Below are 25058 nucleotides of genomic sequence, written 5' to 3' on the forward strand. Positions count from 1 at the left end.
CTTACATCGGCTCCGGTTCGCGCGGGGCGATGATGGTTACCGGAACCACCACGGCTTGCGGCACGATGCTGTTAAGCGGGCTGGCAATACCGACCGTGGGATTGATCGGGGTGATCACACCGGTATTGTCAGTGAGCGACAAGCGATCCTGTGCCAGCACCGGCGGTGTGGTCGCGCCGGTATTCTGCATGGCCGTTGTTGAACTGCCCGCCGTAGTGCTGCCCCCCGTCGCGCTGCCAGTCGTCGCGCCACCTGTCGTCGAACCCTGAAGGGTCTGCGCCTGTGGTGACTGGAGTGAACGCACGGAATCAACACCGAGCGCTCTCAGGCTGCCCGTATCGGCGACGGTGTTGAGGAAGCTACTAAAATGATCAGGTGCCAGAGAGACCCCGCCATTCAGAATGTTTGTGAAATGGTCAAACAGATTCTGCGTCGACGATGTCGAATCTGACAGAGCCGAAAACCCAGACGAAGCGGCTACTATAGCCTCGGCCTGCTGGCGCGCAGCATCATCAGAAAGCATGGATGTGCCGAAGCCTGGGCGCATGATGTCCTGGGTTTCCCCGTTTGTCGATGTCACCCGCATTTGTTGACCAAACAGCATGGTGGCGTGGGTTGCCTGTTGCGCAGCCTCAACACTGGCGACGCCGCCACTGATGGCGACCTGGCCTTGTTTGGTGGTAATCAGCGTTGGTTGGACCTTGCTGTTCTTGCCGCCCACCACACGCGCCGAGCCGGCATGCAGGGTCATGGCAATGGCGCCGCCCTTGCCGTCATGGCTGAAACGATCCACCGTCAATGCGCTATTCGAACCGAGCAAAACAGCAGATTGATCGAGAAACAGCACATGCAGCCCGCCCTGCGGCCCGGTGACAAGGCGCTGGCCTACCTGCACCGGCGCGCCAGCCGCCAATGGGGCATTACGGGCGGCAGAGACCACACCGGCCTGCTGTGCCTGGGCCGGGGCTTGAGCGGCGACAAGCAAGGCCATGCCGGCGGCACTGCACAGGCAAAAGCTGCGGATCGGGTTGGATGGCCGGGTCGGTCGCATGATTGGTCTGCTCCCAGAGAAATTCTGAAAAAGGCGGCGCTGCATCAGAAATTATAGACGGCACTCATCATGCCGGTCGTGTTGTTGAAACTGTAATTGCGCAGGTTCGAGTCAACCACGGCATATTCAAGGCCGAATAGCAGGCCCCAGCTTTTGTTCAGGCCGACAAACTGCGTGGCGCCGATGCGCCAATCGCGGTCTGCGCGCGTCACGCCCGGAGCGACGCTGGCATCCGGGCCGTCATAATCGCGCAAGGCGGCGCCGATATAGAGACTGGAAAACCAGTTGGCGCCGGTATCGGCCTGCAACGGATTACGATAGCCGATGGTATAGGTGAGGCGCAGATCGGCGCCGCGATACTGGAAAAAATCACGGTCGGCGACGCGGTCGGTCAGGTTGGCCAGCAAGGCCAGGCTTTGCAGCGGCGCCAATTCCTGCTTGGCGCGCAATTGCAGCCGCCGCTCATAGCCGCTCTGGCCCTGGGCGTTGCTCACATCGGCGCGCTCGGCATAGAAATTGCGCCGAATATCATAGGTGGCGCCGACCAGCGTGGCGCCGTTGCTGAAGCGGTATTCCGCATCCATACCGCCGCCCAGGCCAACCAGATACTGGTTGCCATCCAGCAGATATTCGGTCAGCCCGAGATACGGCCGCAGCAGCAGATGCTTCAGGCCGGCCGGATCAGGCTGAAACCGGATGCCCGAGGTGAGATTGAGCGCCACCAGATCACGCGGATCGGTTTTGCTGCCGTTGCGATCATAATCCGCCGCGCTGCTGTAATGATTGGCAAACAGATTGGCAGTGCTGACCAGGGTGGCGCTATCCTGGCGCTGAAAATCCCATTCATGTTGCAGATTGGCGGCCACGAAGCCATCCAGATCGCTATCCGGGCGTGAACCGGCTGGCACGGTCTGCACCGCGCCGGCCTGCAACAGCGTGTCAGATTGAGAAGCGGCCGTGGGGTTGCTCTGCGCCCGCAGGCCTAGCGACAGGCTGCCGGATAATTTGGGGCCGGGCTGGATACGGCGCTGAATATCTTCCAGCAAGGCCGTGGCCGAGGCACGCAGGCCGGCATCCAGGCGCGGATCGGCCAGCGCCAGGCGCAGATAAAGCCCGGCCATCAGATAGGATTCGAGCCGGTAATAAAGCGAAGCCAGTTCAACCCGCAAGGCCGGCTCGGCATTGGGATCGAGCAATTGGCCTTCCAGCGTGGCAATGGCGCCCTCATAATTGCCCTGCTCCACCTGGCTGCGGGCAACGCTCTGGCGGGCTTGCAGATTGCCCGGCTGGCTCAGCAACTGGCGGAAAGCATCATTCAATTCGGGCTGATTGGCGCCGGCCTGCTGCGCCTGGGCAGTGGCAGGGTTGGCGAGAGAAGCGATGCCGGTGGCCAGCAAGACCACCGCAAACTTGCGCAAATCGCCCATCTCATCCCCACCAGCCTAGCTTGACACAAAACCGGGCCGCTCCTCGGCCAGGCACAACAACACTGCATGCCGACCCTATGGCCTTAATTTTGACCCGTCAACCCGTAGGTTGCATCACGCATGGAGCAATGATTTGGCTAGTAGATAGCCGCCCAGTGCCAACAGCCCGCCAAAAAACCAGCGCCGGAAACTGGCGGCGCTGATGCGGCTGCGCAAGGCTTGGCCCAGCAGCATGCCGCCCAAAGCCGGCAGCAAGGCCAGCAATGCCGCCGCCGCCATGCCATCGCCATAACCGCCGGCGCCGGTGGCCAGCAAAGCCAGGCCCAGCGCGATGGTGGAAACCAGGAAGGACAGGCCAAGCGCCTGCACCAGATCATCCTTTTCCAGCCGCAACGCTTGCAGATACGGCACCGCCGGAATCACAAACACGCCGGTGAGGATTGTCACCAGCCCGGTGGCCAGACCAACCAGCGGCCCGGCCCATATCTCCTGCCCGGGCTGCAATGGCAACTGACGCTGCGCCAGGCCCAGCCCGGCATAGGCCAGCAGGGCCAGGCCGAGCAACGCCGTGGCCCAGGAAAACGCACCGAGCGGAAACCATGCCGCGCCCAGAAATGTGCCCAGCACCACGCCGGCCAGCATCGGCCATAACCGGCGCAAAATGCCACGCAGATCCGGCCCGGCCAGCAATTGCCAGGCATTGGTGACCAGATTGGCCACCAGCAGCAAAGCCGCCGCCTGCACCGGCGCCATGATCAGCCCCAGCAACCCAACCGAAATGGTGGGCAGGCCGAGGCCGATCACCCCTTTGACAAAACCCGCCAGCACCAGCACGGCGGCGATGAACAGGAAAACCGGCGCGGAATAGGCGGGCAACAGGCTGAACAGATCGGTCATGGCCTCGGGTCTGGCTGAAGGAGGAAACAATACGGCAGCAGCCTATCCGAAAAGCCTGACAGAATGCTTCGATCCCGGTCGAAATGGGCGGGGGTTTCCCTCACTCGCTCCAGCACCTAGCGGATCGACATGCGTGCAGAGCATACGGCATCGGCTTCATTTCCTTTAGAAATCCAACGCAAAAGACAAGAAAAGCCCTGCCGTTTGCGACAAGCGGAGAAATGGCTCTGCTTCTGGACGGCCGATCAGTGAGCAGACAGGTATCGCTTGTTTCAGCCGCGAGATTGCGGCCGGGCGCAGGTCAGAAACTGGCCGCGGCCCGTATGACCGACAGGCTTGCCGTCATCCACGATGACTTCACCTCGCGAGATCACTGTGTCCGGCCAGGCCGATATCTCCATCCCTTCATAGGGTGTGTAGTCGACATTGTGGTGCAGCATGGCGTTGCTGATGGTCCGGCTCGTGCTGGTATCCCAGATGACAATATCGGCATCGGAACCAATGGCAATGGAGCCTTTGCGCGGGTAAAGCCCGTATAGCTTCGCGGCATTGGTGGCGGTGAGCGCAACGAATTGTTGCAGCGTGATACGCCCCTTCAGCACACCTTCCGACAGCAGCAATGCCATGCGGGTCTCCAGGCCCGGAATGCCGTTCGGAATTTTTGAGAATGAAGCACCCTCGCCGGCCACCTTCTTGCCGGTCGGCCCGTTCAGCTTAAAGGGCGCATGATCTGAAGAGACAATATCAAAAGTGCCGTTGCGCAGGCCGGCCCAGATCACCTCCTGGTTTGCCTTGTCGCGGGGCGGCGGCGAACAGATGCACATGGCGCCATCATGCCCCGGCCGGTCGAGATTCTCGGCGCTGAGGAAGAGATATTGCGGGCAGGTTTCGGCATGGATGCGCAGACCGCGCGACTGCGCCCAGCGAATCTGCTCAACCGCCTCGCGGCCCGAAACATGCACGATCAGGATCGGCACATCGACCAGTTCGGCAAAGCTGATAGCGCGATGGGTCGCTTCTCGCTCGACCAGCAGTGGTCGCGCCACTGCGTGATACTTAGGCGCGATGCGGCCGGCCAGTTCCAGCCGTTCGGTCAGCCAGGCGATGGCATCGGTATTCTCGGCATGGATCATTGCCATGGCGCCTTCGCGGCGTGCCACGTCCAGCGTCTCAAGAATCTGACGATCATTCAGCTTCAGATCGTCGTATGTCATATAGATCTTGAACGACGTATAACCCTCGCCGATCAGGGCCGGCAGTTCCTGCCCCAGCACCGAAGCCGTGGGATCGCTGACGATCAGGTGGAAGGCATAGTCGATCAGCGCCTTGCCCTCGGCACGCGCATGATAGTCGATCAGCGCCGCACGCAGCGACTGGCCCTTCATCTGGCAGGCGAAGGGAATCACCGTCGTGGTGCCACCGCAGGCCGCCGACAGGGTGCCGGAGGCGAAATCGTCGGCCATCACGGAGCCGTCGCTCATTGGCTGATCGAGATGGCAATGGGCATCAATGCCACCCGGCAGCACCAGGCGGCCAGCCGCATTGATCTCGCGCTGACCAGCGCCGAGCTCCTGTCCAAGTGCGGAAATCACGCCGTTTCGGATACCGAGATCGCAAACCATTGTATCGGCTGCTGTGGCGATGCGCGCATCGCGGATAACAAGATCAAAATTGGCGCTCATGGCGATGCCACATCCTTGCCGCTGATCAGGGTTGCCAATGCCGGCGTCACGCCGGTCACCATCTTGGGATCGGGCCGGCGGAAGCTGCCGGCAGTCGCTTTCCGCAGATTCAGTTGTGCCAGCAATTCGGCCTGTTTCACTGCCGCCGCCACGCCGTCGACAACCGGCACCGGGATGCGGTCGGCTACGATCTGCGCCAGACCGGCCAGCGGCGCCCCGGCGAGAATGACGACATCGGCACCGTCCTGCTTGATGGCGCGCTGCGCCAGATCGATCAACAGGGCTTCTTTTTCCGCCTGCACGTCGCCGATATCGCTGAACGGCCCATCCAGCAGGCTGATGCCAGCCAGTCGTCCGGTCAGGCCGTGATATTCCACGCATTCGCGATACCACGGCCCGAGTGCCGTGGCGAAAGACACGATTGCGAAACGCCGGCCCAGCATGCAGGCAGTCAGCATCGCGGCTTCGGCCAGACCAATCACCGGCACCGGCATCAACTCGCGCGCACCGCCAAGACCGGGATCGCCGAAGGCGGCGATTACCGCAGCGTCGAACTGCCCGACCTGCTCGGCCAGCATTTCCAGCGCCACGCGGCCACCAATAACGGCCTCTGCCCGTGTAGCGATATAAGGCACACCGTAGGATGCCGTAGCGAAGCTCAGCGTCGTCGCTGCTCCAGCCGCAGCCCGCGCCGCGGCGGCAATGCGATCAGTCACCGATTGCGAGGTGTTCGGGTTGATCAGCAATATCCGTGTCATGCGGTCGCTCCGGTCCACAGGCCGCATTCGGCGAAAATAGTTTCCGCTCGGGCGGCGAAATCGAGCAGGAAATTGTCGGCGAAACGCCGAGCGATTATCTGCATCCCGAATGGCAGGCCGGCAGCATCGCGGCCGCAGGGAACGGAAATCGCCGGCACACCGGCTTGATTGAAGATCGGTGTGAAAACAGCATGGTCGCGCGGCGCGGCTGGCCGGCCACCGATCTGCGCCGGGCCAAGTTGCGTCGCTGGCCAGGCCGTGCATGGGACGGTAGGGCAGAGCAGCAGATCAAAATCGCCGAAGAATCGCGCCAGAGTCTTTGCCACGGTCTCGCGCAGCAGCAGCGCGGCTGCGACATCCTGGCCCTGCAGAGTCAGACCGGCCTCGATTTGCCGCCCGATATCGGGATCGAAAAGTTCCGGATTCTGATGATAGCGCGCGCCGTAAAGCGCCGCGAGCCCGGCATATTGCAGCGGCATGAACCCAGCTTCGCCGAGGCCGTCCGGCCAGGCGGGCGATACCTGGGCAATGGACATTCCAGCCGCACGCAGCGCCTCAACAGCATTTTCCACGCCATGGCGTACACTGTCATCGATTGCGACATCGAGACCGAGGCTGGGGCTGAAAGCGATGCGGATGGGATTGCCCGCAAAAGCTGGTGGAAGCGAACAACTGGCCGGATCGCGTGGATCGAAAGCCGCCAGAACAGAGAAAGCCGACCGCAGATCGGTCATACAACGCGCCATCGGCGCGATTACACCATGGCCGAAAACCGGTTCACTGAAGCCGGGGCCGAGTGGGATGGCGCCGGCGGAGGGTTTGAAGCCGACCAATCCACAATGAGCCGCCGGCCTGCGCGCAGAACCGCCGGCATCGGTAGCAAGGGCAAAATCGCCGATCCCAACTCCCAACGCAGCGGCGGCACCGCCAGACGATCCACCTGGCGTCAGCTCCGGCGCCTGCGGGTGTCGTGTCAGGCCGTGCAGCAGATTTGTAGTCATGCCTTTGCAGGCAAATTCCGAACAATTGGTGATGCCGAGATACAGCGCCCCAGCCTGCCGTAGCCGCGCCACCGCCCATGCCTCTTCAGGTGCGATGAAATCGCGGAACAGTAATGAGCCCTGACTGATCTTCTCGCCCGCAACCCAGAGATTATCCTTCACCGTGAAAGTATGCCCATAGAGCGGCATTGGCTGCCCCGCAGCATACGCGTCTTGCAGCCTTGCGGCCTCGGCGCGCACTGCATCCGGGTTATGGCGGATTACGGCATTCAGCGTCGGATTGTGTTGCGCGATGCGCGCGATCATCTGCTCGGCAATGGCGGTGAGATCTGACGAACGAGCGTCGCTCTGAAGGATCGAGGATGTCATGGCCACACCAATTTGCGCAGGGGCCAGGTGCCGACGAGGCAGAGCAGGCCGAGGAATATGAAGGCCGCACCATAGCCGAGGCCGGAAGCGAGCAGGCCGACCAGGAGCGGCGCCAGAACCAGCCCACTATAACTTGCCAGCAGCACGGCACCTGTTGCGGCGGCGACCTGATCGGGTGGAGCATGCCGCGCCACTTCGGCAAGAAAGACACCGTTCCAGCCACTGGCGGTCAGCCCGAAGAGAAAAACCAGCGCAAACAGACCGCTGCCATGCAAATAGGGCATGACACTGCCAACCAGAATCGCACAGATGGCCATTGCCAGGCCCAGCCCAGCAATCACGGCCGCGGGACCACCGAGATACCGCGTCATCCATCCCCAGCTGAGGCGGCCGATCAGGCCACCACCCTGGGCGACCGCCAGTAAAATGCCGGCGGCGACAAAGTCGAGAGACAGTTCCAGCGTGAGGAAGCTGATCAGGAAGGTGTTGAGGCTCATCTGCATTGCGGAATAGCCGAGCGAAGCTGCGGCCAGCCTTCCCAATCCAGCATTCTGCTGCAAAAGCGCCAACCCTTCCTGCCAGCGCATCGTGCGCGCCTGCGTCGCCGCAAAACGCCGCCCAAGAGGCTGGCAGGCAATGGCCAGCAGCAGCGCTGCACTTGCTACCAGCCAGGGGCCGTGGCGCCAGTCGCCGGCCGCCAGTACAGGCAACAGCAAAGAGCCGGCCATAGCGCCGATCTGGTTGCCGGTCTGGCGCAGTGAAAATACCAGGCTGCGCTCCTGTGGCTGCGCAGCCTGCGCCAGGACAGCCGAACTGGCCGGTGTTTCCGGTCCAAAAGCCAATCCCAGCAGGATGGCCGCCAGCAGGAAGCCAATGGGCTGGCCCGCTGCCAGCAGCAGCATCGCCAACATAACGCAGCCGAGCACGGCCTGGGCCAGCCGGATTGGACCAATCCGGTTGCACAACAAGCCACCGAACAGCGAGGTGACGGCGCCAAGCCCGAAGACGATCACGCCATATAGACCAAGAAGCGCCGGCGAGAGTCCGCCCCCGAGATGTGGCGCCAGCACCGGCACGGCGAAAACGGCAAGCGCAACGCAGGCCTGCAGCGCGGTCATCGCCGCCAGCGGCGACCCAAGACGGCGCCAACGCGACATGATATTCTGTTCAACAGACATAGGGAGAGGTACGATGTCCATTAACAAGGCTGGCGGCATTTCGATTCATGCCGTCGATGTGGCAGCGGGGCGGCCAGCGGATGGCATGCGCGTCGAACTGCATCGCCTGGCGCCGCAACCGCAAAAGCTGGCAGAAGGCCGGCTCGGTGCCACTGGCGCCTTCGACCATGCCAGTATGCATGGCGAGGGCGTAATCGCCGGCCAATACGAAGTGCTGTTTCATGTCGGCGAATGGCTCGCCGGGCAGGATCGAGATAGCAAATTCCTCGGCACCGTGCCCTTCCGTTTTACGGTCGACGATGCGAGCCAGCATTTCCATCTCCCCTTTAAATTCACCCCTTGGGGCTTTTCGCTGTTCCGCGGCAGTTGAGGCTCAGCGCATGCGGCGGGACAAGCCGGCGAAGCGCTCCATCAATAGCATTAGTGCCAGGCTGAACAGGATCAGCACGCCAGACACCGCCGCGACGCGGACATCCAATGTGTTTTCCATAGTCTGCCACATGCGGATCGGGAGCATCTCGTTGCGCGCATCCGACAGGAACAGCGAGACAGGCACATTGTCAAAAGACGACATGAAGGCGATGAAGCCGCCTGCCATGATGCCGCCACTGATCAGCGGCAGTATCACGCGCCGATAGGTATAGATCCGGCTGGCGCCCAGGCTGGCCGAGCATTCGAGCAGCGACGGATCGAGCTGCGAAAGGCTGGCCAGAGTGGTGCGGAATACGTAGGGAGCGCAGACAACAACATGACCGACCACCACGGTGGTGAGCGACAGCGGAATGCCGAGCAGACTGAAATACATCAGGGCTGAAAGGCCGAAGGCCAGCGCCGGCAGCACAAGCGGCGACATGAACAGGCTTTCGAGTTGACGCGCAGCAGCGGATTTCGATCGCGCCACAGCGAAAGCGGCAGGCACTGTAAACAGTATCGAGAACAGCGTGGAGAGAACAGCCGCCTGCAGGCTATTCCAGGCCGCATCCTGGATCTGCCAGGCATCAGCCAGCGCCACGTACCAGCGAATAGAATAACCAGGCGGCGGGAATTTCAGCGAATAGCCATCAGTAAAGGAAACGATCAGCACAATGGCGGTAGGCGCGATGATGAGCAGAACTGCCGCTGCGCTCAGGATGCCCATCACCGCATTAAAGCTGATTGAATCCAGGTTTTGGCGACGCCCAACAGCCATGCTGCCCCCCTCACATTGCGGAATAGCGCCGCGTGTAGCGGCCGAGCAGATTGAACAGCGCGATGCAGAACAGCACTGCCACCATGAAGATCACTGAGATCGTGGCGGCAAACGGCCAGTTCTGCAAAGTGAGAGCCTGCTGGTAGATATACATCGGCATGTAGAGCTGCTGTCCACCGCCGACCAGGCTCTGGGTGATGAAGGCGGTGACGGCGGCCGAGAAGGTCAGCACCGATCCGGCAATGATGCCGGGGAGGCTGAGCGGCAGTACGATGCGGAAAAAGCTGCGCCAGCGGCCGGCACCAAGTGCAGCAGAAGCGGATTCCAGATTTGGATCAAGTTTCTGTAGCGCGTCGATCAGGGGCAGCACCATCAACGGCAGCTGAACCTGGGCCAGTGCGATGACCAGACCGCCATGGCTGTAGAGCAGGCGCAACGGCGTCTCAGTCAGACCGAGTTCGAGCAGTAGCGTGTTGGCGATGCCCTGCCTGCCCAGAATGACAATCCAGGCGAAGGTACGCACGATGACGCTGGTGAGCAGCGGAAGAACGGTGATCAGGATGATCACACCCTGCCAGCGCGGGCCGGCACTACGATGCAGCCAGGCCAGCGGAAAGCCGAGCAACAAGCAGAGCAGTGTCGTCTCCACACCGAGCCGCAGCGTATCAAACAGGACGCCAAGGCCGAAGCCGTCGGTCAGCGTTTTGGCATATTGGGTGAGACCCCAGGAGGTCATCTCCTTGTCTGCATGCAGGCTGACAGCGAACAGCAGGAGCAGCGGGGCGATGAAAAACAGCAGATAGAACAGCATGAGCGGGAGGGCCAGGAAGCCCTCCCCTCGTTCAGAGGCACCGTTTGTCATACGCCCCGATGCCATGATCAGACCTTGATCTCGCGGTTGAAACGGTCGATCCAGGCGGAACGATTCTCGTTGATCTTCTTCCAATCCTGGAAAACGAAGGTTTTCTGCAATTCAGTCTGGTCCTTGGCCAAAACTTTGGAGATTTCGCCCTCCATCTTGACCTTCTTGTTGGTCGGCACGATCAGGTAGGGGCTCTTCATCAGCACCGCCTGAACCTCCGGGCTCATGGCGGCATCAATCAGTGCCGCCGCCAATTTGGCATTGGGTGAGTTTTTGACGATATGGATGCTGGTCTTGAAGGCGATGGCTCCGGTCTCGGGCTTGACGAATTCGACCGGCACCCCGCGCGCGCGCAGCAGTTGGATGGCATTGAAATTGCCCGGACCGATATCAATCTGGCCCTGCTGGAAGAGGGTCGCCAATGCCCCCGGATTGGCGGCCACAGCCGCTAAGTTCGGCTGCAACGCCTTTAGTGCCTCAAAAGCCGGCTCAATATTGGCCTCGCCGCCGCCCTTCATCTTGGCCAGTTCGACCATGAAGCCGGTGCCCAGTGTGGAATTGAGGTTTGTGATGCCCACACGGCCTTTATATTCGGGCTTCCATAAGTCGTTCCAGGATTTCGGCGGTGTCTTGATCTTCTCCGGATTGTAGGTGATGCCGACCACCTGGAAGAAGATCGCCGGGCCGAGCGGATCCTGCGCCTCAGGCAGCAGATCAGCATAATTCTTGCTCTGCGCCGTGGGAAAAGGCTCGACCAGATCCTGGCCGATTGCAACCAGCGCCGGGCCGGGATCATGCAGCATCACATCAATCGGCGGGTTGCTGCGAGCGGCTGTGACCTTGGCGATCTGGTCGACAGAAAGCATCGGATCAAGCGCGATCTCGGCATTGCCGTTGGTCTTGCGGAAATATGGCACCAGCACATCCCGGTGTGCTTCCTCCCAACTGCCGGTGAAGGTGGCGAAGACGAGCTTGCGCGCCTGCGCCATGCCCATACCGGGAAAAAGCGAGACCGCAGCCGTACCCAGGGCGGTCAGCAGCGCCTCACGACGATTAAATTCCATCACACAAGCCTCCTCGTTCGTTGTTTCACTGTTTCGGTGCGGGAAAAATTTGCACGGCTTCGAGCGACGCCGGGGCAACACGGACCGGCACACCGCTGGCCAGGGGTTGGGCACCAGCAGATCGGGCGGACGAGACCTTCAGCGTCCGTCCGGAGGCCATGACGATTTCATGTACGATCGTGGTACCCAGCGGCATGCCGAGTTCCACCTTGCCGGCCAATCCTTCGCTGCCCTCGACAAAAACGAGATTGTCGGGCCGCACCGACACCACAATGGCGCTTCCTGGCGCTATTTTTTCTGCCGGCCGCGGCAGGATCAGGCGAAAGCCATCATCAAGGCGGACGGCACAGGAGGTCGTATCACTGCTTTCCAGATGGCCCGACAGCAGATTCGAGGTCCCGACGAAAGTATTGACGAACAGCGTCTCCGGCTGGTCGTAGATCTGCGACGGCGTGCCGAACTGCTCCAGCCGGCCCTGCGACAGCACCGCAATGCGGTCCGACATACTGAGCGCTTCCTCCTGGTCATGGGTAACCATCACAGCGGTTATGCCGGACATCTTCTGGATGCGCTTGATCTCGATCTGCATATCGAGCCGCAGATTCTTGTCCAGCGCCGCGAAGGGTTCGTCGAGGAGCAGAATGCGCGGCTGCACTGCCAGCGCGCGTGCCAGCGCAATACGTTGCTGCTGACCGCCCGATAGCTGCCGCGGATAGCGGTCTGCAAAACGCTGCATCTGCACCAATGCCAACATCTCGTCGACGCGGGCGCGCTGCGCCGCCCTGTCGGTGCCGCGGGCGGCCAGGCCATAGGCAATGTTGTCGGCAACGGTGAGATGGGGAAACAGGGCGTAGTTCTGGAACACGATCCCGACGGACCGCCGGTTCGGGGGCAAATCATCGATCGGGGTGCCGCCGATGATCACGCGGCCCATGGTCTGGTTGATGAAGCCGGCGACAATGCGTAACAGCGTGGTTTTGCCGCATCCTGAGGGGCCCAGCAGCGACACCAGCTCGCCGGCCCGGATATCCAGGGTCACGTCATCTACAGCCGTCGCACTACCGAAGCGATGCGTGATCGCATCCAGGGTCAACGACTGGCCTGCTTTTTGAATCGCAGGATCGGCATTAATGTCTTTAACCATCATGTCGGGCCATTGTATCCAATGTTGCGACTTATTGTTTACAAGTCATAGCAAGATGCATACCATTCCCGGGATTGCGGAACAGGCGCTTGTTTTGCTTAAAAGAATCGGTCTTTCTTGCTTTTCATCGATTTCCGTCCCCTGAAAACGACGGTGTCTTTTTAGGCAGAAAGCTAGGCTCGCGATGCATTTTGCGGCAGATTGGAGAAGCGATTGGATGCAATTTCCCTGTTAAATAATATCGCTGCCGGGCGGCAAAGCGCCGCCAGCGCCACAATCGAATGCTTGCGCCGCATTGCCGCTGGCGATCCGTTGCTGCATGCGTTTATCACGCTGTCAGGATCTGCAGGCCTGGAGGCTGAGCAACTGGATGCAGAAGGCTGGCGGGACCGCCCTTTTTTCGGCCTGCCGCTGGCGGTCAAGGACCTGATCGACACCGCCCGGCTGCGCACCACCTATGGCTCGCTGATCCATCACGACCACACCCCTTTACAGGACGACATCGTTGTGGCGCGGGCTCGCGCCGCCGGCGCAGTTATCCTGGGTAAAACCAACACACCGGAATTCGGCTTCGGCGCACTCTGTGCCAATGCACTCTGCCCCTCCACCGCCAACCCCCACGACCTGACGCTGAGTTCCGGCGGTTCGAGCGGTGGATCAGCCGCGGCTGTCGCCGCCGGTTTTGTTCCTGCTGCGCTTGGCACTGATTTTGGCGGATCGGTCCGCACCCCGGCGGCTTTCTGCGGCGTGGTAGGTTTCCGGCCCAGCGCCGGTCATCTCCCTTCGACGACGCGTCGGCTGGCCTGGGATGCGATGCCGACGGTGGGTTTTCTAACGCGCAGCGTTCGCGATGCGGCCCTTCTGTATGAAAATCTCGCCGGACCGGATGCGCTTGATCCAGCCTCGTTACGCTTGCCATCAGGCACAACGGCACCCATGCGACGCATTGCCTGCTCTAAAGATCTGGGTACAGCGCCCATATCGCAGGCGATGGGTGAACGTTTCGATGCCGCTTGTGCGGCGATGCAACAGGCCGGCCGGCCGCTGATCCCAGCGCATCCCGATTGTACCGGCGCAATGGCGAGTTTCGCGACGCTGCGCGCAGCCCATATCCACAGTAACCTGGCTCCGCTGCGCGAGCGCCACGGCGACCTGCTGTCACCGACCGTGCGCTGGAATATCGGCCGCGGCGACGGCCTGAGCGCCGCGGCCTATTTGCAGGCCGAAGCCGATCGGGCTGTTCTCTACCGGCGCTTCATCGCCTTCTTCGACACATTCGATATCCTGATCACGCCCAGCACTGCCATATTGCCCTTTGCAGTTGATGCTGACGAAATCCGCGAGATTGATGGTCGCTCGCTCGACAGCGTGATCGACTATCTGGCGATCACCGCCATTGTCACGCTGACCGGTTGCCCGGCCCTCTCGCTGCCCTACTGGCCGCCGGGCGAAACGCTGCCCATCGGCCTGCAACTGATCGCCGCTCCGGGTCGCGACCAAAGCCTTCTTACATTCGCCGCCGAAATCGAAAGCCACGCGGCATTCGGCTTCCGCCCCCCACCCCTTTTTATGGACAATTTCCAATGATCCGTCTCGGCATGCTGACGCCATCCTCGAATACGGCGCTGGAACCGGCCACTGCGGCGTTGACAGCGCAGCTACCGAATCTTACGGCGCATTTCTCGCGCTTTCCGGTCACCGAGATTGCCCTTTCCGACGCCGCACTGGGCCAGTTTGATACTGGGCCGATCCTGCAGGCAGCAGACCTGCTGGCGCATGCTCGCGTGGATGCCATCGCCTGGAATGGCACATCGGCGAGTTGGCTCGGCTTTGAGCGCGACGTTGCGCTGGCCGCTGAGATCCGGCGCCGCACTGGAATCTCCGCCACCACAGCTATCCTGGCGCTGAATATGCTTTTGCAACGGCTGCAGGCCCGGCGCATCGCCATCGTGACCCCCTATACCGATGATGTGCAGACAAGAATCATCGACAATTACCGCAGCCAGGGCCTCGACTGTATCGCCGAACGTCATGCGGGCCTGCGAGACAATTTCTCGTTTTCGGCCTTGCCGGCAGAGACACTGAAGGATTGGCTGCTCGCCGTCGCCGCCGACAAGCCGGATGCGATTGCAGTGATCTGCACGAATATGGATTCCACCCGTCTTGCGCCAATCATCGAAGCGCAAACCGGCATTCCCGTGCTTGATTCCATTGCCTGCACGTTGTGGGGCACGTTGGAATTGCTGCGGATCGACAAGACGCCACTGCGCAACAGCGGCAGGATGTTCAGCCTTTAGCGGCGCTGCTCTTGCGTGGCCGGATACCCAGTGCCTCGGCCAGGTCGACACTACGTGCAACCGGTTCACTGAGATCCATCTCTGCCTCGACATGATCAAGATGCTTCAGCATCAGAGCGGCACCCTGCTTGCCCTCGCCGGCAATGATGGCGGCGACGATCTGGCTATGCTCATCGGGGGGGCAGGCTTCGTGTTCGCCCCTGGCATAAAGCAGGATCGCCAAGCAGGTCAGCGCCTGCAGTTCGGTGAGCAACCGGACCAGCACTTTATTCTGTGTCAGCTCGCCCAGCAGCAGATGGAATTCGCCGGTCAGCCGCACCAGCGTCGGCCGGTCGCCGGTCTTGCGGGCAGCATTCTCGGCCGCCAAATGGTCACGCAAGCGACTGACATCCGGCGCATTCAGCCTGCCGGCGAGCTGCGTCACGATGGCAGGCTCGACCATACGGCGCACGGCCAGGAACTGGCGTGTTTCCGAACGGGTCGGCGCCGCCACAGTCGCACCGTGATTTCGCCGCTGGACCACGATCCCGTCCTGGGCCAGGCGGGCGAGCGCATGACGCACGATCGTGCGGCTGACACTGAACAGCTCAGCGAGCCGCTCCTCGGTCAGCTTCTCACCGGGCGGCAGGCGCCGTTCGAAGATGGCTTGAAGGATACGGTGGCGGATCGTGGCGTCAGCTGCGGGATCGACGGTCGACATTTGTATGCAACATATAATGAAATTGGATGCAATATATCATCGCCACCAATGATTTTCCACAGCGGATCAGGGCCTTATATGATCCGGCAGATAGCACTGGCCGGCCACACGGTTTCAACAGCATGCCTGGTGTGGCGAGCGACCTACCATTGATTATTTCGTCCATTTTAAATTAAGTCCGAACCTTATGGGGAACGGACCTATGAAGCGCAGTCGATTAACGGAAGAACAGATTATTGCGGTTTGTCAGCGGCAAGAGGCAGGCGCGAAGACGGCGGATATCTGCCGCAAGCATGGGCTTTCGGAGGCAACGTTTCACGCCTGAAAGGCCAAGTATGGCGGAATGGACATATCCGATGCCCGCCGGCAGCAAACGCTGGAGGAGGAGAACGGCAAGCTGAAGCGGCTGCTTGCCGAGACCCGGGCCAATGCCCGCTGGCCGCTGGACTTCGTGCATGACCAGATGGCGAATGGGCTCAGCTTTCGCATTTTCAACGTGGTCGATGACGTGACGTGGGAATGCTTGGCATCAACACCTGGGTCGCCGACGACAATACCATCCGGCCACATAATGCGCTGGCTTACCGAACCCAGGCTGGCTTTGCAGCCGCACTGACCGCAACTCGGCCGCCTGCTCCGCGATGGATCGGCTCCGCAGACCACGCCGTTGCTCAACCCGCGTCAATCGGCGCAAACATTGTCCAGATTCCGGTCATATCCGGCAGCAGGCCACACTTTGCTTGGCAGGCAAACATTAGCCAAGTCCACTCTGATCAAGAACGCATCTATAAATGCCAGCTTTAGCCACGAGCCGGGCCTTGCGATGGACGTTGTGTTCCAGGTGTCAGGGGCGTGTTAATTGGCCGGGCCGTTTAGGCTGAAATGGACCCATGCCCAAGTCTTGCCTTGGCGAAAAAATGTTTATTTTTTTGAAAAAAATGGCGCACCCGACAAGATTCGAACTTGTGACCTCTGCCTTCGGAGGGCAGCGCTCTATCCAGCTGAGCTACGGGTGCCTGGGATCGGAAACCGAACCGGGCGGACCATAGCCGAGGCCCCGGCCCGGATCAAGCCGCCGGGCGCCGGGTCAGTTCCAGGAACAGGTCTTCCAGATCGGCTTCCTGGGTGGAGAGATCGCGGATCAGCAGCCCGGCTGCGGCGCAGCGCGCCATCACGGCATGAAACGGCATCTGGCTGGGGCGGTAATGCAGCCGCAGCCGCGCCGGTTCGAGCAATTCGGCGCCCAGATCGGCGAGGCCCGGCGGCGGGGCGGCGAGCGGCGCCTCCAGGGTGAGGATGACATCCTTGCGATCCAGCTGGCCGATCAGCGCCGGGGTGCGATCACAAGCCACCACCTGGCCATGATTGATGATGGCGATGCGGTCGCACAACGCCTCGGCTTCTTCCAGGTAATGCGTGGTCAGCACCACCGTGGTGCCGGCGGCATTGAGCCGCTTCACATAGGCCCAGAGCTGCTGGCGCAATTCGATATCCACACCGGCGGTGGGTTCATCCAGCACCAGCACCGGCGGCGCATGCATCAGCGCCTTGGCCACCAGCAGGCGGCGCCGCATGCCGCCCGAGAGGGTGCGGGCATAGGCATCGGCCTTATCGGTGAGGCCAACCGCCGCCAGGATGGCATCGGTCTGGCGTTCGGCCTTTGGCACACCATATAGCCCGGCCTGGAATTCCATCGCCTCGCGCGGGGTGAAAAACGGATCGAGATTCAGTTCCTGCGGCACCACGCCGATGGCGGCGCGGGCGCGGCGCGGATCGGTATCGATATCATGGCCCCAGATCGCGGCGCGGCCGCCGCTTTTGCGCACCAGCCCGGCCAGGATGTTGATCAGGGTGGATTTGCCGGCGCCATTCGGCCCGAGCAGGCCGAAGAAACTGCCGCGCGGAATTTCCAGATCAATGCCCTGCAAGGCCAGTTTGGCGCGTGGGCCGCTGCCATAGGTCTTGGTGAGCCCTTGCAGGTGGATGGCGGGAAAGTCCGACATAGGGTGAAAACCGGAACAAAATGGAGGCTGACCCTGGCATCTTGCCAAGGGTTGAGCTAGGTATCACCCCATAAGCCTGCGGTCAAATCACGGGGTTCCGCCATGCAGCCGGTTGAAACCAAAGAAGTAGACAGCACCACCGTTGCCTGCGACGGCGATGGCGGCGCGCTGGGCCATCCGCGCGTCTATCTCAACATGGGTGAGAAAACCGCGGTGGACTGCCCCTATTGCGGCCGCCATTATGTGCTGAAGGCTGACGCTGCCGCGCACGCCCACGCGCATTAACCGGCCCAGCAGCATGGCCGGCGCGCCGCATCGCCTCTATCTGGTCGACGGCTCGGGCTATATCTTCCGCGCCTATCACGCCCTGCCGCCGCTGACGCGCAAGAGCGACGGCATGCCGGTGGGCGCCGTATCCGGCTTCTGCACCATGCTGGCCACCTTGCGCGAGCGTGCCGAGGCCGATGGCGCGCTAAGCCATATGGCGGTGATCTTCGATGCCGGCCGCTACACCTTCCGCAATGAAATCTACCCCCAATACAAGGCCAACCGCAGCGAAACGCCGGAAGACCTGATCCCGCAATTCGCCCCGATCCGCGATGCCGTGCGCGCCTTCTCGCTGGCCTGCATTGAGATGGATGGCTTCGAGGCCGACGACCTGATCGCCACCTATGCCCGCCAGGCCGTTGAACAGGGCATGGAAGTGGTGGTGGTTTCGTCTGACAAGGATCTGATGCAGCTGGTGCGCCCCGGCGTGTCGCTGTTTGATCCGATGAAGAACAAAGCCATCGGTGCTGCCGAGGTGATGGAGAAATTCGGCGTGGCGCCGGATCGTGTGGTGGATGTGCAGGCCCTGGCCGGCGACAGCACCGACAATGTGCCCGGCGTGCCCGGCATCGGCATCAAGACCGCCGCCGAACTGATCAACACATTCGGCGACCTGGACAGCCTGCTTGCGCGGGCCGGCGAGATCAAGCAGCCGAAGCGGCGCGAAAACCTGCTCGGCAATGCCGAGAAGGCGCGTATCAGCCGCCAGCTGGTGCTGCTGAAGGATGACGTGCCGGTGCAGGAAACCCTGGCGGATTTTGCCATCCGGCCGGTGCATTGGGAAACCCTGGATGCGTTTCTGGCCAGCATGGAATTCCGCACCCTGCGCGGCCGGCTGGAAGCCCGGGTCAAGGGTCTGGTGCCGCCAAACCGGGCGCAGCTGACCGATCCGGATCACGCTGCCGCTGCCACGCCCATTGCCGAAGCCGAAGCCGCAACGCCGGCCGAAGCGCAATACGAGCTGGTGCAGGATATGGATCGCCTGCTGGCCTGGATCGCGCGCGCCGAACGCGCCGGCATCGTGGCGGTGGATACCGAAACCACCGATCTTTCCGCCACCAAGGCCGAGCTGGTGGGCATTTCGCTCAGCACCGCGCCGGGCCTGGCCTGCTATATCCCGCTGGGCCATAGCGCGCCGAATGGCGACGGGCTTGATCTGGGCGGCGGCGGCCGGCCGAAGCAGATCGCGCTTCAGGATGCGGTGGCGGCGCTGAAGCCGATGCTGGCCGATCCGGCCGTGCTGAAAATCGGCCAGAATATCAAATACGACATGGTGGTGCTGGCCGCCCATGGCCTGACCGTGGCGCCCTATGACGACACCATGCTGCTGTCCTACAGCCTGGATGCCGGCAAGCATAACCACAATATGGACGAGCTGGCCGAGCGCCATCTTGGCCATACCACGGTGAAATTCGACGAAGTGACCGGCACCGGCAAGGCGCGCATCACCTTTGACCGCGTGGCGCTGGACAAGGCGCTGGCCTATGCCGCCGAGGATGCCGATGTCACGCTGCGGCTGCATCGCCAGCTCAAGCCGCGCCTGCTGGCCGAGAAGCAGACCACATTGTATGAAACCATCGAGCGGCCGATGCCGGCGGTGGTGGCGGCGATGGAACTGGCCGGCATCAAGGTGGACAAAGCGGAACTCAACCGCCTGAGCGCCGATTTCGCCAACCGCATGGCGGCGCTGGAACGCGAGGCGCATGATCTGGCCGAGGAGAGCTTCAACCTCGCCTCGCCCAAGCAGCTTGGCGAAATCCTGTTCGACAAGATGAGCCTGCCCGGCGGCAAAAAAGGCAAAACCGGCGCCTATGGCACCGGCGCCGATGTGCTGGAGGAACTGGCCAGCCAGGGCCACAAGCTGCCGCAGGTGGTGCTGGATTGGCGCCAGTTGCAGAAGCTGAAAGGCACCTACACCGATGCCTTGCAGGAGCAGATCGGCAAGGATGGCCGGGTGCATACCTCCTTCTCGCTGGCCGCCACCAGCACCGGGCGCTTCGCCTCGTCTGATCCGAATTTGCAGAATATCCCGATCCGCACCGAGGAAGGCCGCAAGATCCGCCGCGCCTTTGTGGCCGAGCCGGGCCACAAGCTGATCTCGGCAGATTATTCGCAGATCGAATTGCGCATCCTGGCGCATATCGCCGATATCGGCGCGCTGAAACAGGCATTCCGCGATGGCGTGGATATCCATGCCCTCACCGCCAGCCAAGTGTTCAACGTGCCGCTGGAAGGCATGGACCCAACCGTGCGGCGCTCGGCCAAGGCGATCAATTTCGGCATCATCTATGGCATGAGCGCCTTTGGCCTGGCGGCCCAGCTCGGCATTCCGCAGCGCGAGGCGGCGGCCTATATCGATGCCTATTTCAAGCGCTATCCCGGCATCCGCGATTACATGGACCGCACCAAAAAGCAGGCGCATGAACTCGGCTTTGTCAGCACCGAATTCGGCCGCCGCGTGCATCTGCCCAATATCAATTCCAAGAATCCCTCGGAACGCGCCTTCCTGGAACGCGCCGCCATCAATGCACCGATCCAGGGCAGCGCCGCTGATATCATCAAACGCGCCATGGCCCGCCTGCCGGCAGCTTTGGCCGCCGAAGGATTGCAGGCGCGTATGCTGCTCCAGGTGCATGACGAACTGGTATTCGAAGCCCCGGAAGCCGAACTGGAAGCCACAGTGAAAGTGGCCAAGCGCATCATGGAAGGCGCCGCCCAGCTCAGCGTGCCCTTGGTGGTGGAAGCCGGCATCGGCAACAATTGGGACGACGCGCATTAAGCGCGCTGGTGGGATGACCCGAATCAAGCGCAGACCGCCGGGTCAAGCCCGGCGGTGACGCAACTGCCAAAGTCCCTACACCATCGTCACCCCCGGGCCTGACCCGGGGGGTCTCTGCCGCCCGCGCAGAAAACAGCCGATAGCCGCCAACTGGATCACCAATGCAGCGCTGAAAAACAGCGCGGTTTGATCTGTCGAGGCTTCGCGCAGCAAGCCAAAGGCCGCCGGCGCAAAGGCATAGCCAGCCTGGCCCAAGGCCACGATCAAGGCCACCACACGCAAAGCCGTCTGGCGCGCAAACTCAGCCTGAGCGATCAGCGGTGGCAATGACGTGACATTGCCGATGCCAAGGCCAAACAGCACCACACCAGCCAGCAGCAGCGCCACGTTGCCGCCACCGGCCAGGATGAAAGCCAGTGAGCCAGCGGCCTGCACCAGCAGGCTGAGACTGGCAGCCAGGCGGCGATCCGCGCCGACCGGCAGCAGCCAGCCCACGGCCGAGCGGCCGGCAATGGCGCAGGCGGTGGCAAGGCCGGCGGCAAAACCGGCCCATTGCGCGCCAAAGGCCGGCACCAGCAGCGAAAACAGATGTGCGATCAGGCCGATTTGGGCAAACAGGCTGAGCGCCATGGCGGCAGCAAGGGTCAGGAAATGCCGGTTCCGCCACAGCGCCCGGCCGGCAAGAGCCGGCGGCTCAGCCGCTGCCGGCGCAGCATTCCTGGCCGGATCACCATCTGGCATATCGCCATCCGGCAGTTGGCCCAGCCGGGCCGGTGTGACAGCCAGCGGACCACAGACCAGCCAGAGCATCACCGGCAGCATCACCGCGCAGATCGCCAGCGCCGCGCCGGTGAAATCAAGCCGCGTTATCAATGCTACCCAGAGCGGCGAAAACACCACGCCACCGATACTGGCGCCGTTATAGGCCATGGCCAGGGCCGCCGGCCGCCGGCGGCTGAACCATGGCGCGATGATGGCGTTGATCGCCGCCGCCCCCATGGTGACCCAGCCGATGCCGCTGGCCAGCGCTGCCAGGAATAGCTGCCACGGCGCCAGCGCCAGGCTCCAGCCCAGCAGACCCAGTGCCAGCACCACGCTGCCGGCCAGTGTGATGCGCGGCAGGCCGAAGCGGCGATAAAGCTGCGGCAGCATCGCCACCACGGCGGCGCCGCAGAGAAAATGCAGTGTGACGGCGGCTGAAACCAGCCCAACCGGCCAGCCGGTGCGCAGCACCACCGCATGCAGGAAAACCGGCGGGCCATAGAATCCCAAACCCCAGCCGAACATCGCCACAACAAAAGCCGCCACGACCACGCGCCAGCCGTAAAAACCCGTCACGCCCTGCATCACACCATCCTTGCTGTTACGGATGCAGTTTAGGCAAACGGCAGGGCCGGATGTTTCGATGCCGGTCGAAACGAAAAACGGCGCCGGGTGTTTCCGGCGCCGTTCGATAAAGCGATATCGCTTTTTTCTTACGCTTCGCTGGCCTTCTCTTCCGAGATTGCGGCTTGGGCGGCGGCAAGCCGTGCGATCGGCACGCGATAGGGCGAGCAGGAGACATAATCCAGCCCGGCCTTGTGGAAGAAGCGCACCGAAGACGGGTCGCCGCCATGTTCGCCGCAGATGCCGAGCTTGATATTCGGGCGGCTCTGGCGGCCACGCTCAACCGCAATGCGCACCAGTTCACCCACACCGCTCTGGTCGATGCTGACAAACGGATCACGCTCGAAGATGCCGTTCTTCAGGTAATCGTCCATGAACAGCGCCGAATCGTCGCGGCTGATGCCCAGCGTGGTCTGGGTCAGGTCGTTGGTGCCAAACGAGAAGAATTCGGCATGCTCGGCAATCTCGGCGGCGCGCAAGGCGGCGCGCGGCAATTCGATCATGGTGCCGACCAGGTATTTCAGCTTCTTGCCGGTTTCCTTGGCCACCGCCACCGCCACGGCATCGACGCGGCGCTTCAGGATGTCGATTTCCGCCTTGGTGGCCACCAGCGGGATCATCACTTCCGGCTCCACCGCCTTGCCGCCGCCCTTGGAGGCTTCCACCGCTGCCTCGAAGATGGCGCGGGCCTGCATCTCATAGATTTCCGGGAAGGAAATGCCGAGACGGCAGCCGCGATGGCCCAGCATCGGGTTGGTTTCTTCCAGCGCCTTCTTACGCTCCTTGAGCGCGGCGGCGCTGAGCCCGGTGGCCTTCGACACCGCCTCAAAATCCGCATCGGTATGCGGCAGGAATTCATGCAGCGGCGGATCGAGCAGGCGGATGGTGACCGGGCGACCGGCCATGATCTTGAACAGCTGCACAAAGTCGTTGCGCTGCATCGGCAGGATCTTGGCCAGCGCCTTACGGCGGCCATCAACCGACGACGACAGGATCATTTCGCGCACCGCCGTGATGCGGTCGGCATCGAAGAACATATGCTCGGTGCGGCACAGGCCAATGCCTTCGCAGCCGAACTTCACCGCCGCAGCGGCATCGGCGGGCGTCTCGGCATTGGTGCGCACCTTGAGGCGGCGCAGCTTGTCGGCCCAGGCCATCAGCGTGGCGAAATCGCCCGACAGGGCCGGCTCGATGGTGGGCACGCGGCCCAGGATCACTTCGCCGGTGGAACCGTCGATGGTGATCACATCGCCCTTGTTCACCACGGTATCGCCCACGGTCATCTTGCCGGCAGCATAATCAATGCGGATCGTACCGGCGCCGGAAACGCAGGGCCGGCCCATGCCGCGCGCCACCACGGCGGCATGGCTGGTGGTGCCGCCGCGCGCGGTGAGAATGCCCTTGGCGGCATGCATGCCGTGAATGTCTTCCGGCGAGGTTTCCACCCGCACCAGGATCACCGCTTCGCCAGCTGCCGCCATCTTCTCGGCTTCATCGGCATTAAACACCGCCTTGCCGCTGGCAGCGCCCGGCGAAGCCGCCAGGCCCTTGGCGATCACGGTGCGCGGCGCCTTGGGGTCTGGCGTCGGATGCAGCAACTGGTCCAGCGAAGCCGGATCGATGCGGGTGACCGCTTCGGCCTGGCCGATCAGCTTTTCCTTCACCATATCCACCGCAATCTTCAGCGCGGCCTTGGCGGTGCGCTTGCCCGAACGGGTTTGCAGCATCCACAGCTTGCCCTGCTGTACGGTGAACTCGATATCCTGCATGTCGCGGTAATGCTTCTCCAGCTTCTGGAACACATCCGTCAGCTGCTTGAAGGTGGCCGGCATGGTTTCCTGCATCGAGGGCATCTCATTGCCCACCTTGAGCCGCGCCACCTTGGTGAGCTGCTGCGGCGTGCGGATACCGGCCACCACATCCTCGCCCTGGGCGTTGATCAGATATTCGCCGTAGAACGCCTTCTCCCCGGTGGCAGGATCGCGGGTGAAGGCCACGCCGGTGCAGGAGGTTTCGCCCATATTGCCGAACACCATGGCCTGCACGTTCACCGCAGTGCCCCAGCTTTCCGGGATATGGTTGAGCGTGCGGTAGGTGATGGCGCGGTTGTTCATCCAGCTGGAGAACACGGCACCGATGGCGCCCCAGAGCTGGTCATGCACATCCTGCGGGAAAGGCTTGCCCAGTTCTTCCTTCACCTTGGCCTTGTAGGCCACCACCAGCGCCTTCCAATCCTCGGCGGAAAGCTCGGTATCCAGCACCAGGCCCTTGTCTTCCTTGTGCATTTCGAGCAGTTCCTCGAAATGCTCGTGGCCCACATCCAGCACCACGTTGGAATACATCTGGATGAAGCGGCGATAGCTGTCCCAGGCGAAACGCTCGTTGCCTGACTGCTTGGCCAGCGCCGCCACGGTAACATCGTTGAGGCCGAGATTGAGCACGGTGTCCATCATGCCCGGCATTGAGGCGCGGGCGCCCGAGCGCACCGAAACCAGCAGCGGCATGGTGGCATCGCCAAACTTGGCGCCAACCAGCTTTTCAATCCGCGCCAGCGCGGTATCAACCTGGGCCTTCAATTCGGCGGGATACTTGCGGCCATTCTTGTAGAAGGCGGTGCAGACTTCGGTGGTGATGGTGAAGCCCGGCGGCACCGGCAGGCCAAGATTGCTCATCTCGGCCAGGTTGGCGCCCTTGCCGCCCAGCAATTCACGCATCTCGGAACGGCCATCGGCGCGACCATCGCCAAAGGAATAGACCAGCTTGAGCTTGGCCGGGGCGCTGGCTTTGCGGGCCGGAGCGGCCTTCTTCACAGCAGCCTTCTTGGCAGCAGCCTGCTTGACCGGCGCTTTCTTGACGGCGGCCTGCTTCTTCACGGCAACCTGCTTGATCGGCGCCTTCTTGGCGGTCTTGGACTTGGTCTTGGTCTTCAGCTTGGCCATGACAA

The 25058-nt window shown here is 62.2% G+C and carries 20 protein-coding genes, 1 tRNA gene and 1 pseudogene; 6 read left to right on the top strand and 16 right to left on the bottom strand.

Going from position 1 to position 25058, the window contains the following annotated elements; all coding sequences use genetic code 11:
* Position 1: 1 nt before the first annotated feature.
* The 7 genes from KBB36_RS09085 to KBB36_RS09115 form a co-directional block, all read right to left on the bottom strand.
* Entirely contained in the window at positions 2-1051 is a 1050-nt protein-coding gene (locus KBB36_RS09085) for a FecR family protein (RefSeq protein ID WP_290979080.1), read from the bottom strand.
* A gap of 44 nt (positions 1052-1095) precedes the next feature.
* Positions 1096-2478 (bottom strand): hypothetical protein, encoded by a 1383-nt coding sequence (locus KBB36_RS09090; protein ID WP_290979081.1) that lies wholly within the window; start codon positions 2476-2478, stop codon positions 1096-1098.
* A gap of 114 nt (positions 2479-2592) precedes the next feature.
* Positions 2593-3375, bottom strand: coding sequence for a sulfite exporter TauE/SafE family protein (locus KBB36_RS09095; protein WP_290979085.1), 783 nt, complete (start codon positions 3373-3375; stop codon positions 2593-2595).
* Positions 3376-3647: 272 nt separating this feature from the next.
* A complete protein-coding gene (gene hydA / locus KBB36_RS09100) occupies positions 3648-5057 on the bottom strand; it encodes a dihydropyrimidinase (protein ID WP_290979091.1) in 1410 nt (469 codons plus the stop codon).
* Positions 5054-5815, bottom strand: coding sequence for an aspartate/glutamate racemase family protein (locus tag KBB36_RS09105; protein ID WP_290979094.1), 762 nt, complete (start codon positions 5813-5815; stop codon positions 5054-5056). The genes hydA and KBB36_RS09105 overlap by 4 nt, the downstream gene beginning before the upstream one ends.
* On the bottom strand, positions 5812-7185 hold the full coding sequence (locus KBB36_RS09110; RefSeq protein WP_290979096.1) for an amidase: 1374 nt from the start codon (positions 7183-7185) through the stop codon (positions 5812-5814). The genes KBB36_RS09105 and KBB36_RS09110 overlap by 4 nt, the downstream gene beginning before the upstream one ends.
* The gene (locus tag KBB36_RS09115) at positions 7182-8402 is read right to left on the bottom strand and encodes an MFS transporter (RefSeq protein ID WP_290979099.1); all 1221 of its coding nucleotides are present in this window, start codon (positions 8400-8402) and stop codon (positions 7182-7184) included. The genes KBB36_RS09110 and KBB36_RS09115 overlap by 4 nt, the downstream gene beginning before the upstream one ends.
* A gap of 46 nt (positions 8403-8448) precedes the next feature.
* Between KBB36_RS09115 and KBB36_RS09120 the strand changes: the two genes are divergently transcribed.
* Entirely contained in the window at positions 8449-8733 is a 285-nt protein-coding gene (locus tag KBB36_RS09120; RefSeq protein ID WP_290979103.1) for a hydroxyisourate hydrolase, read from the top strand.
* A 3-nt stretch (positions 8734-8736) separates the two neighbouring features.
* On the opposite strand, the gene KBB36_RS09125 is transcribed toward KBB36_RS09120, so the two are convergent.
* The 4 genes from KBB36_RS09125 to KBB36_RS09140 form a co-directional block, all read right to left on the bottom strand.
* On the bottom strand, positions 8737-9447 hold the full coding sequence (locus KBB36_RS09125; RefSeq protein ID WP_290979106.1) for an ABC transporter permease: 711 nt from the start codon (positions 9445-9447) through the stop codon (positions 8737-8739).
* Positions 9448-9562: 115 nt separating this feature from the next.
* The gene (locus KBB36_RS09130) at positions 9563-10429 is read right to left on the bottom strand and encodes an ABC transporter permease (protein WP_290979110.1); all 867 of its coding nucleotides are present in this window, start codon (positions 10427-10429) and stop codon (positions 9563-9565) included.
* Positions 10430-10431: 2 nt separating this feature from the next.
* Positions 10432-11478 (bottom strand): ABC transporter substrate-binding protein, encoded by a 1047-nt coding sequence (locus KBB36_RS09135; protein WP_290979113.1) that lies wholly within the window; start codon positions 11476-11478, stop codon positions 10432-10434.
* Positions 11479-11503: 25 nt separating this feature from the next.
* On the bottom strand, positions 11504-12625 hold the full coding sequence (locus KBB36_RS09140; protein ID WP_290979116.1) for an ABC transporter ATP-binding protein: 1122 nt from the start codon (positions 12623-12625) through the stop codon (positions 11504-11506).
* Positions 12626-12835: 210 nt separating this feature from the next.
* Here KBB36_RS09140 and KBB36_RS09145 point away from each other — a divergent pair, with 210 nt between their 5' ends.
* Both KBB36_RS09145 and KBB36_RS09150 read left to right on the top strand, forming a co-directional pair.
* Positions 12836-14209 (top strand): amidase, encoded by a 1374-nt coding sequence (locus KBB36_RS09145; RefSeq protein WP_290979119.1) that lies wholly within the window; start codon positions 12836-12838, stop codon positions 14207-14209.
* Positions 14206-14919: an aspartate/glutamate racemase family protein gene (locus tag KBB36_RS09150; RefSeq protein ID WP_290979122.1), complete on the top strand. Its 714-nt coding sequence runs from the start codon at positions 14206-14208 to the stop codon at positions 14917-14919. Before KBB36_RS09145 ends, KBB36_RS09150 begins: the two co-directional genes overlap by 4 nt.
* On the opposite strand, the gene KBB36_RS09155 is transcribed toward KBB36_RS09150, so the two are convergent.
* A complete protein-coding gene (locus tag KBB36_RS09155; RefSeq protein ID WP_290979125.1) occupies positions 14909-15619 on the bottom strand; it encodes a GntR family transcriptional regulator in 711 nt (236 codons plus the stop codon). The two genes, KBB36_RS09150 and KBB36_RS09155, sit on opposite strands and share 11 nt — an antisense overlap.
* Positions 15620-15821: 202 nt before the next feature.
* On the opposite strand from KBB36_RS09155, the pseudogene KBB36_RS09160 reads away from it, so the two are divergent.
* A pseudogene (locus tag KBB36_RS09160) lies at positions 15822-16157 on the top strand (transposase); the annotation flags it as partial.
* A gap of 401 nt (positions 16158-16558) precedes the next feature.
* Here the strand turns inward: KBB36_RS09160 and KBB36_RS09165 are convergent.
* Both KBB36_RS09165 and KBB36_RS09170 read right to left on the bottom strand, forming a co-directional pair.
* Positions 16559-16635: transfer RNA gene (locus tag KBB36_RS09165), tRNA-Arg, on the bottom strand.
* Positions 16636-16686: 51 nt separating this feature from the next.
* The gene (locus tag KBB36_RS09170; RefSeq protein WP_290979129.1) at positions 16687-17622 is read right to left on the bottom strand and encodes an ABC transporter ATP-binding protein; all 936 of its coding nucleotides are present in this window, start codon (positions 17620-17622) and stop codon (positions 16687-16689) included.
* Positions 17623-17724: 102 nt separating this feature from the next.
* Between KBB36_RS09170 and KBB36_RS09175 the strand changes: the two genes are divergently transcribed.
* Both KBB36_RS09175 and polA read left to right on the top strand, forming a co-directional pair.
* The gene (locus tag KBB36_RS09175; protein WP_290979132.1) at positions 17725-17907 is read left to right on the top strand and encodes a zinc-finger domain-containing protein; all 183 of its coding nucleotides are present in this window, start codon (positions 17725-17727) and stop codon (positions 17905-17907) included.
* A 13-nt stretch (positions 17908-17920) separates the two neighbouring features.
* Positions 17921-20728, top strand: a complete 2808-nt coding sequence (gene polA / locus KBB36_RS09180) for a DNA polymerase I (RefSeq protein WP_290979135.1) — start codon at positions 17921-17923, stop codon at positions 20726-20728.
* A gap of 75 nt (positions 20729-20803) precedes the next feature.
* Here the strand turns inward: polA and KBB36_RS09185 are convergent, their stop codons facing one another.
* A complete protein-coding gene (locus KBB36_RS09185) occupies positions 20804-22075 on the bottom strand; it encodes an MFS transporter (protein WP_290979138.1) in 1272 nt (423 codons plus the stop codon).
* Between the two features lie 128 nt (positions 22076-22203).
* Positions 22204-25053 (bottom strand): pyruvate, phosphate dikinase, encoded by a 2850-nt coding sequence (ppdK, locus tag KBB36_RS09190; protein WP_290979141.1) that lies wholly within the window; start codon positions 25051-25053, stop codon positions 22204-22206.
* Between the last annotated feature and the right edge of the window lie 5 nt (positions 25054-25058).

Origin of the sequence: Ferrovibrio sp. (genome assembly GCF_017994015.1) — a bacterium.
In the GTDB taxonomy this organism is placed as follows: Bacteria; Pseudomonadota; Alphaproteobacteria; order Ferrovibrionales; family Ferrovibrionaceae; genus Ferrovibrio.

What these genes read in the sequence shown, in the direction of transcription:
- KBB36_RS09085 (WP_290979080.1), bottom strand. Translation starts at nt 1,051, where the DNA reads ATGCGACCGACCCGGCCATCCAACCCGATCCGCAGCTTTTGCCTGTGC.
- KBB36_RS09090 (WP_290979081.1), bottom strand. Translation starts at nt 2,478, where the DNA reads ATGGGCGATTTGCGCAAGTTTGCGGTGGTCTTGCTGGCCACCGGCATC.
- KBB36_RS09095 (WP_290979085.1), bottom strand. Translation starts at nt 3,375, where the DNA reads ATGACCGATCTGTTCAGCCTGTTGCCCGCCTATTCCGCGCCGGTTTTC.
- hydA (WP_290979091.1), bottom strand. Translation starts at nt 5,057, where the DNA reads ATGAGCGCCAATTTTGATCTTGTTATCCGCGATGCGCGCATCGCCACA.
- KBB36_RS09105 (WP_290979094.1), bottom strand. Translation starts at nt 5,815, where the DNA reads ATGACACGGATATTGCTGATCAACCCGAACACCTCGCAATCGGTGACT.
- KBB36_RS09110 (WP_290979096.1), bottom strand. Translation starts at nt 7,185, where the DNA reads ATGACATCCTCGATCCTTCAGAGCGACGCTCGTTCGTCAGATCTCACC.
- KBB36_RS09115 (WP_290979099.1), bottom strand. Translation starts at nt 8,402, where the DNA reads ATGCCGCCAGCCTTGTTAATGGACATCGTACCTCTCCCTATGTCTGTT.
- KBB36_RS09120 (WP_290979103.1), top strand. Translation starts at nt 8,449, where the DNA reads ATGCGCGTCGAACTGCATCGCCTGGCGCCGCAACCGCAAAAGCTGGCA.
- KBB36_RS09130 (WP_290979110.1), bottom strand. Translation starts at nt 10,429, where the DNA reads ATGGCATCGGGGCGTATGACAAACGGTGCCTCTGAACGAGGGGAGGGC.
- KBB36_RS09135 (WP_290979113.1), bottom strand. Translation starts at nt 11,478, where the DNA reads ATGGAATTTAATCGTCGTGAGGCGCTGCTGACCGCCCTGGGTACGGCT.
- KBB36_RS09140 (WP_290979116.1), bottom strand. Translation starts at nt 12,625, where the DNA reads ATGATGGTTAAAGACATTAATGCCGATCCTGCGATTCAAAAAGCAGGC.
- KBB36_RS09150 (WP_290979122.1), top strand. Translation starts at nt 14,206, where the DNA reads ATGATCCGTCTCGGCATGCTGACGCCATCCTCGAATACGGCGCTGGAA.
- KBB36_RS09155 (WP_290979125.1), bottom strand. Translation starts at nt 15,619, where the DNA reads ATGTCGACCGTCGATCCCGCAGCTGACGCCACGATCCGCCACCGTATC.
- KBB36_RS09170 (WP_290979129.1), bottom strand. Translation starts at nt 17,622, where the DNA reads ATGTCGGACTTTCCCGCCATCCACCTGCAAGGGCTCACCAAGACCTAT.
- KBB36_RS09175 (WP_290979132.1), top strand. Translation starts at nt 17,725, where the DNA reads ATGCAGCCGGTTGAAACCAAAGAAGTAGACAGCACCACCGTTGCCTGC.
- polA (WP_290979135.1), top strand. Translation starts at nt 17,921, where the DNA reads ATGGCCGGCGCGCCGCATCGCCTCTATCTGGTCGACGGCTCGGGCTAT.
- KBB36_RS09185 (WP_290979138.1), bottom strand. Translation starts at nt 22,075, where the DNA reads ATGCAGGGCGTGACGGGTTTTTACGGCTGGCGCGTGGTCGTGGCGGCT.
- ppdK (WP_290979141.1), bottom strand. Translation starts at nt 25,053, where the DNA reads ATGGCCAAGCTGAAGACCAAGACCAAGTCCAAGACCGCCAAGAAGGCG.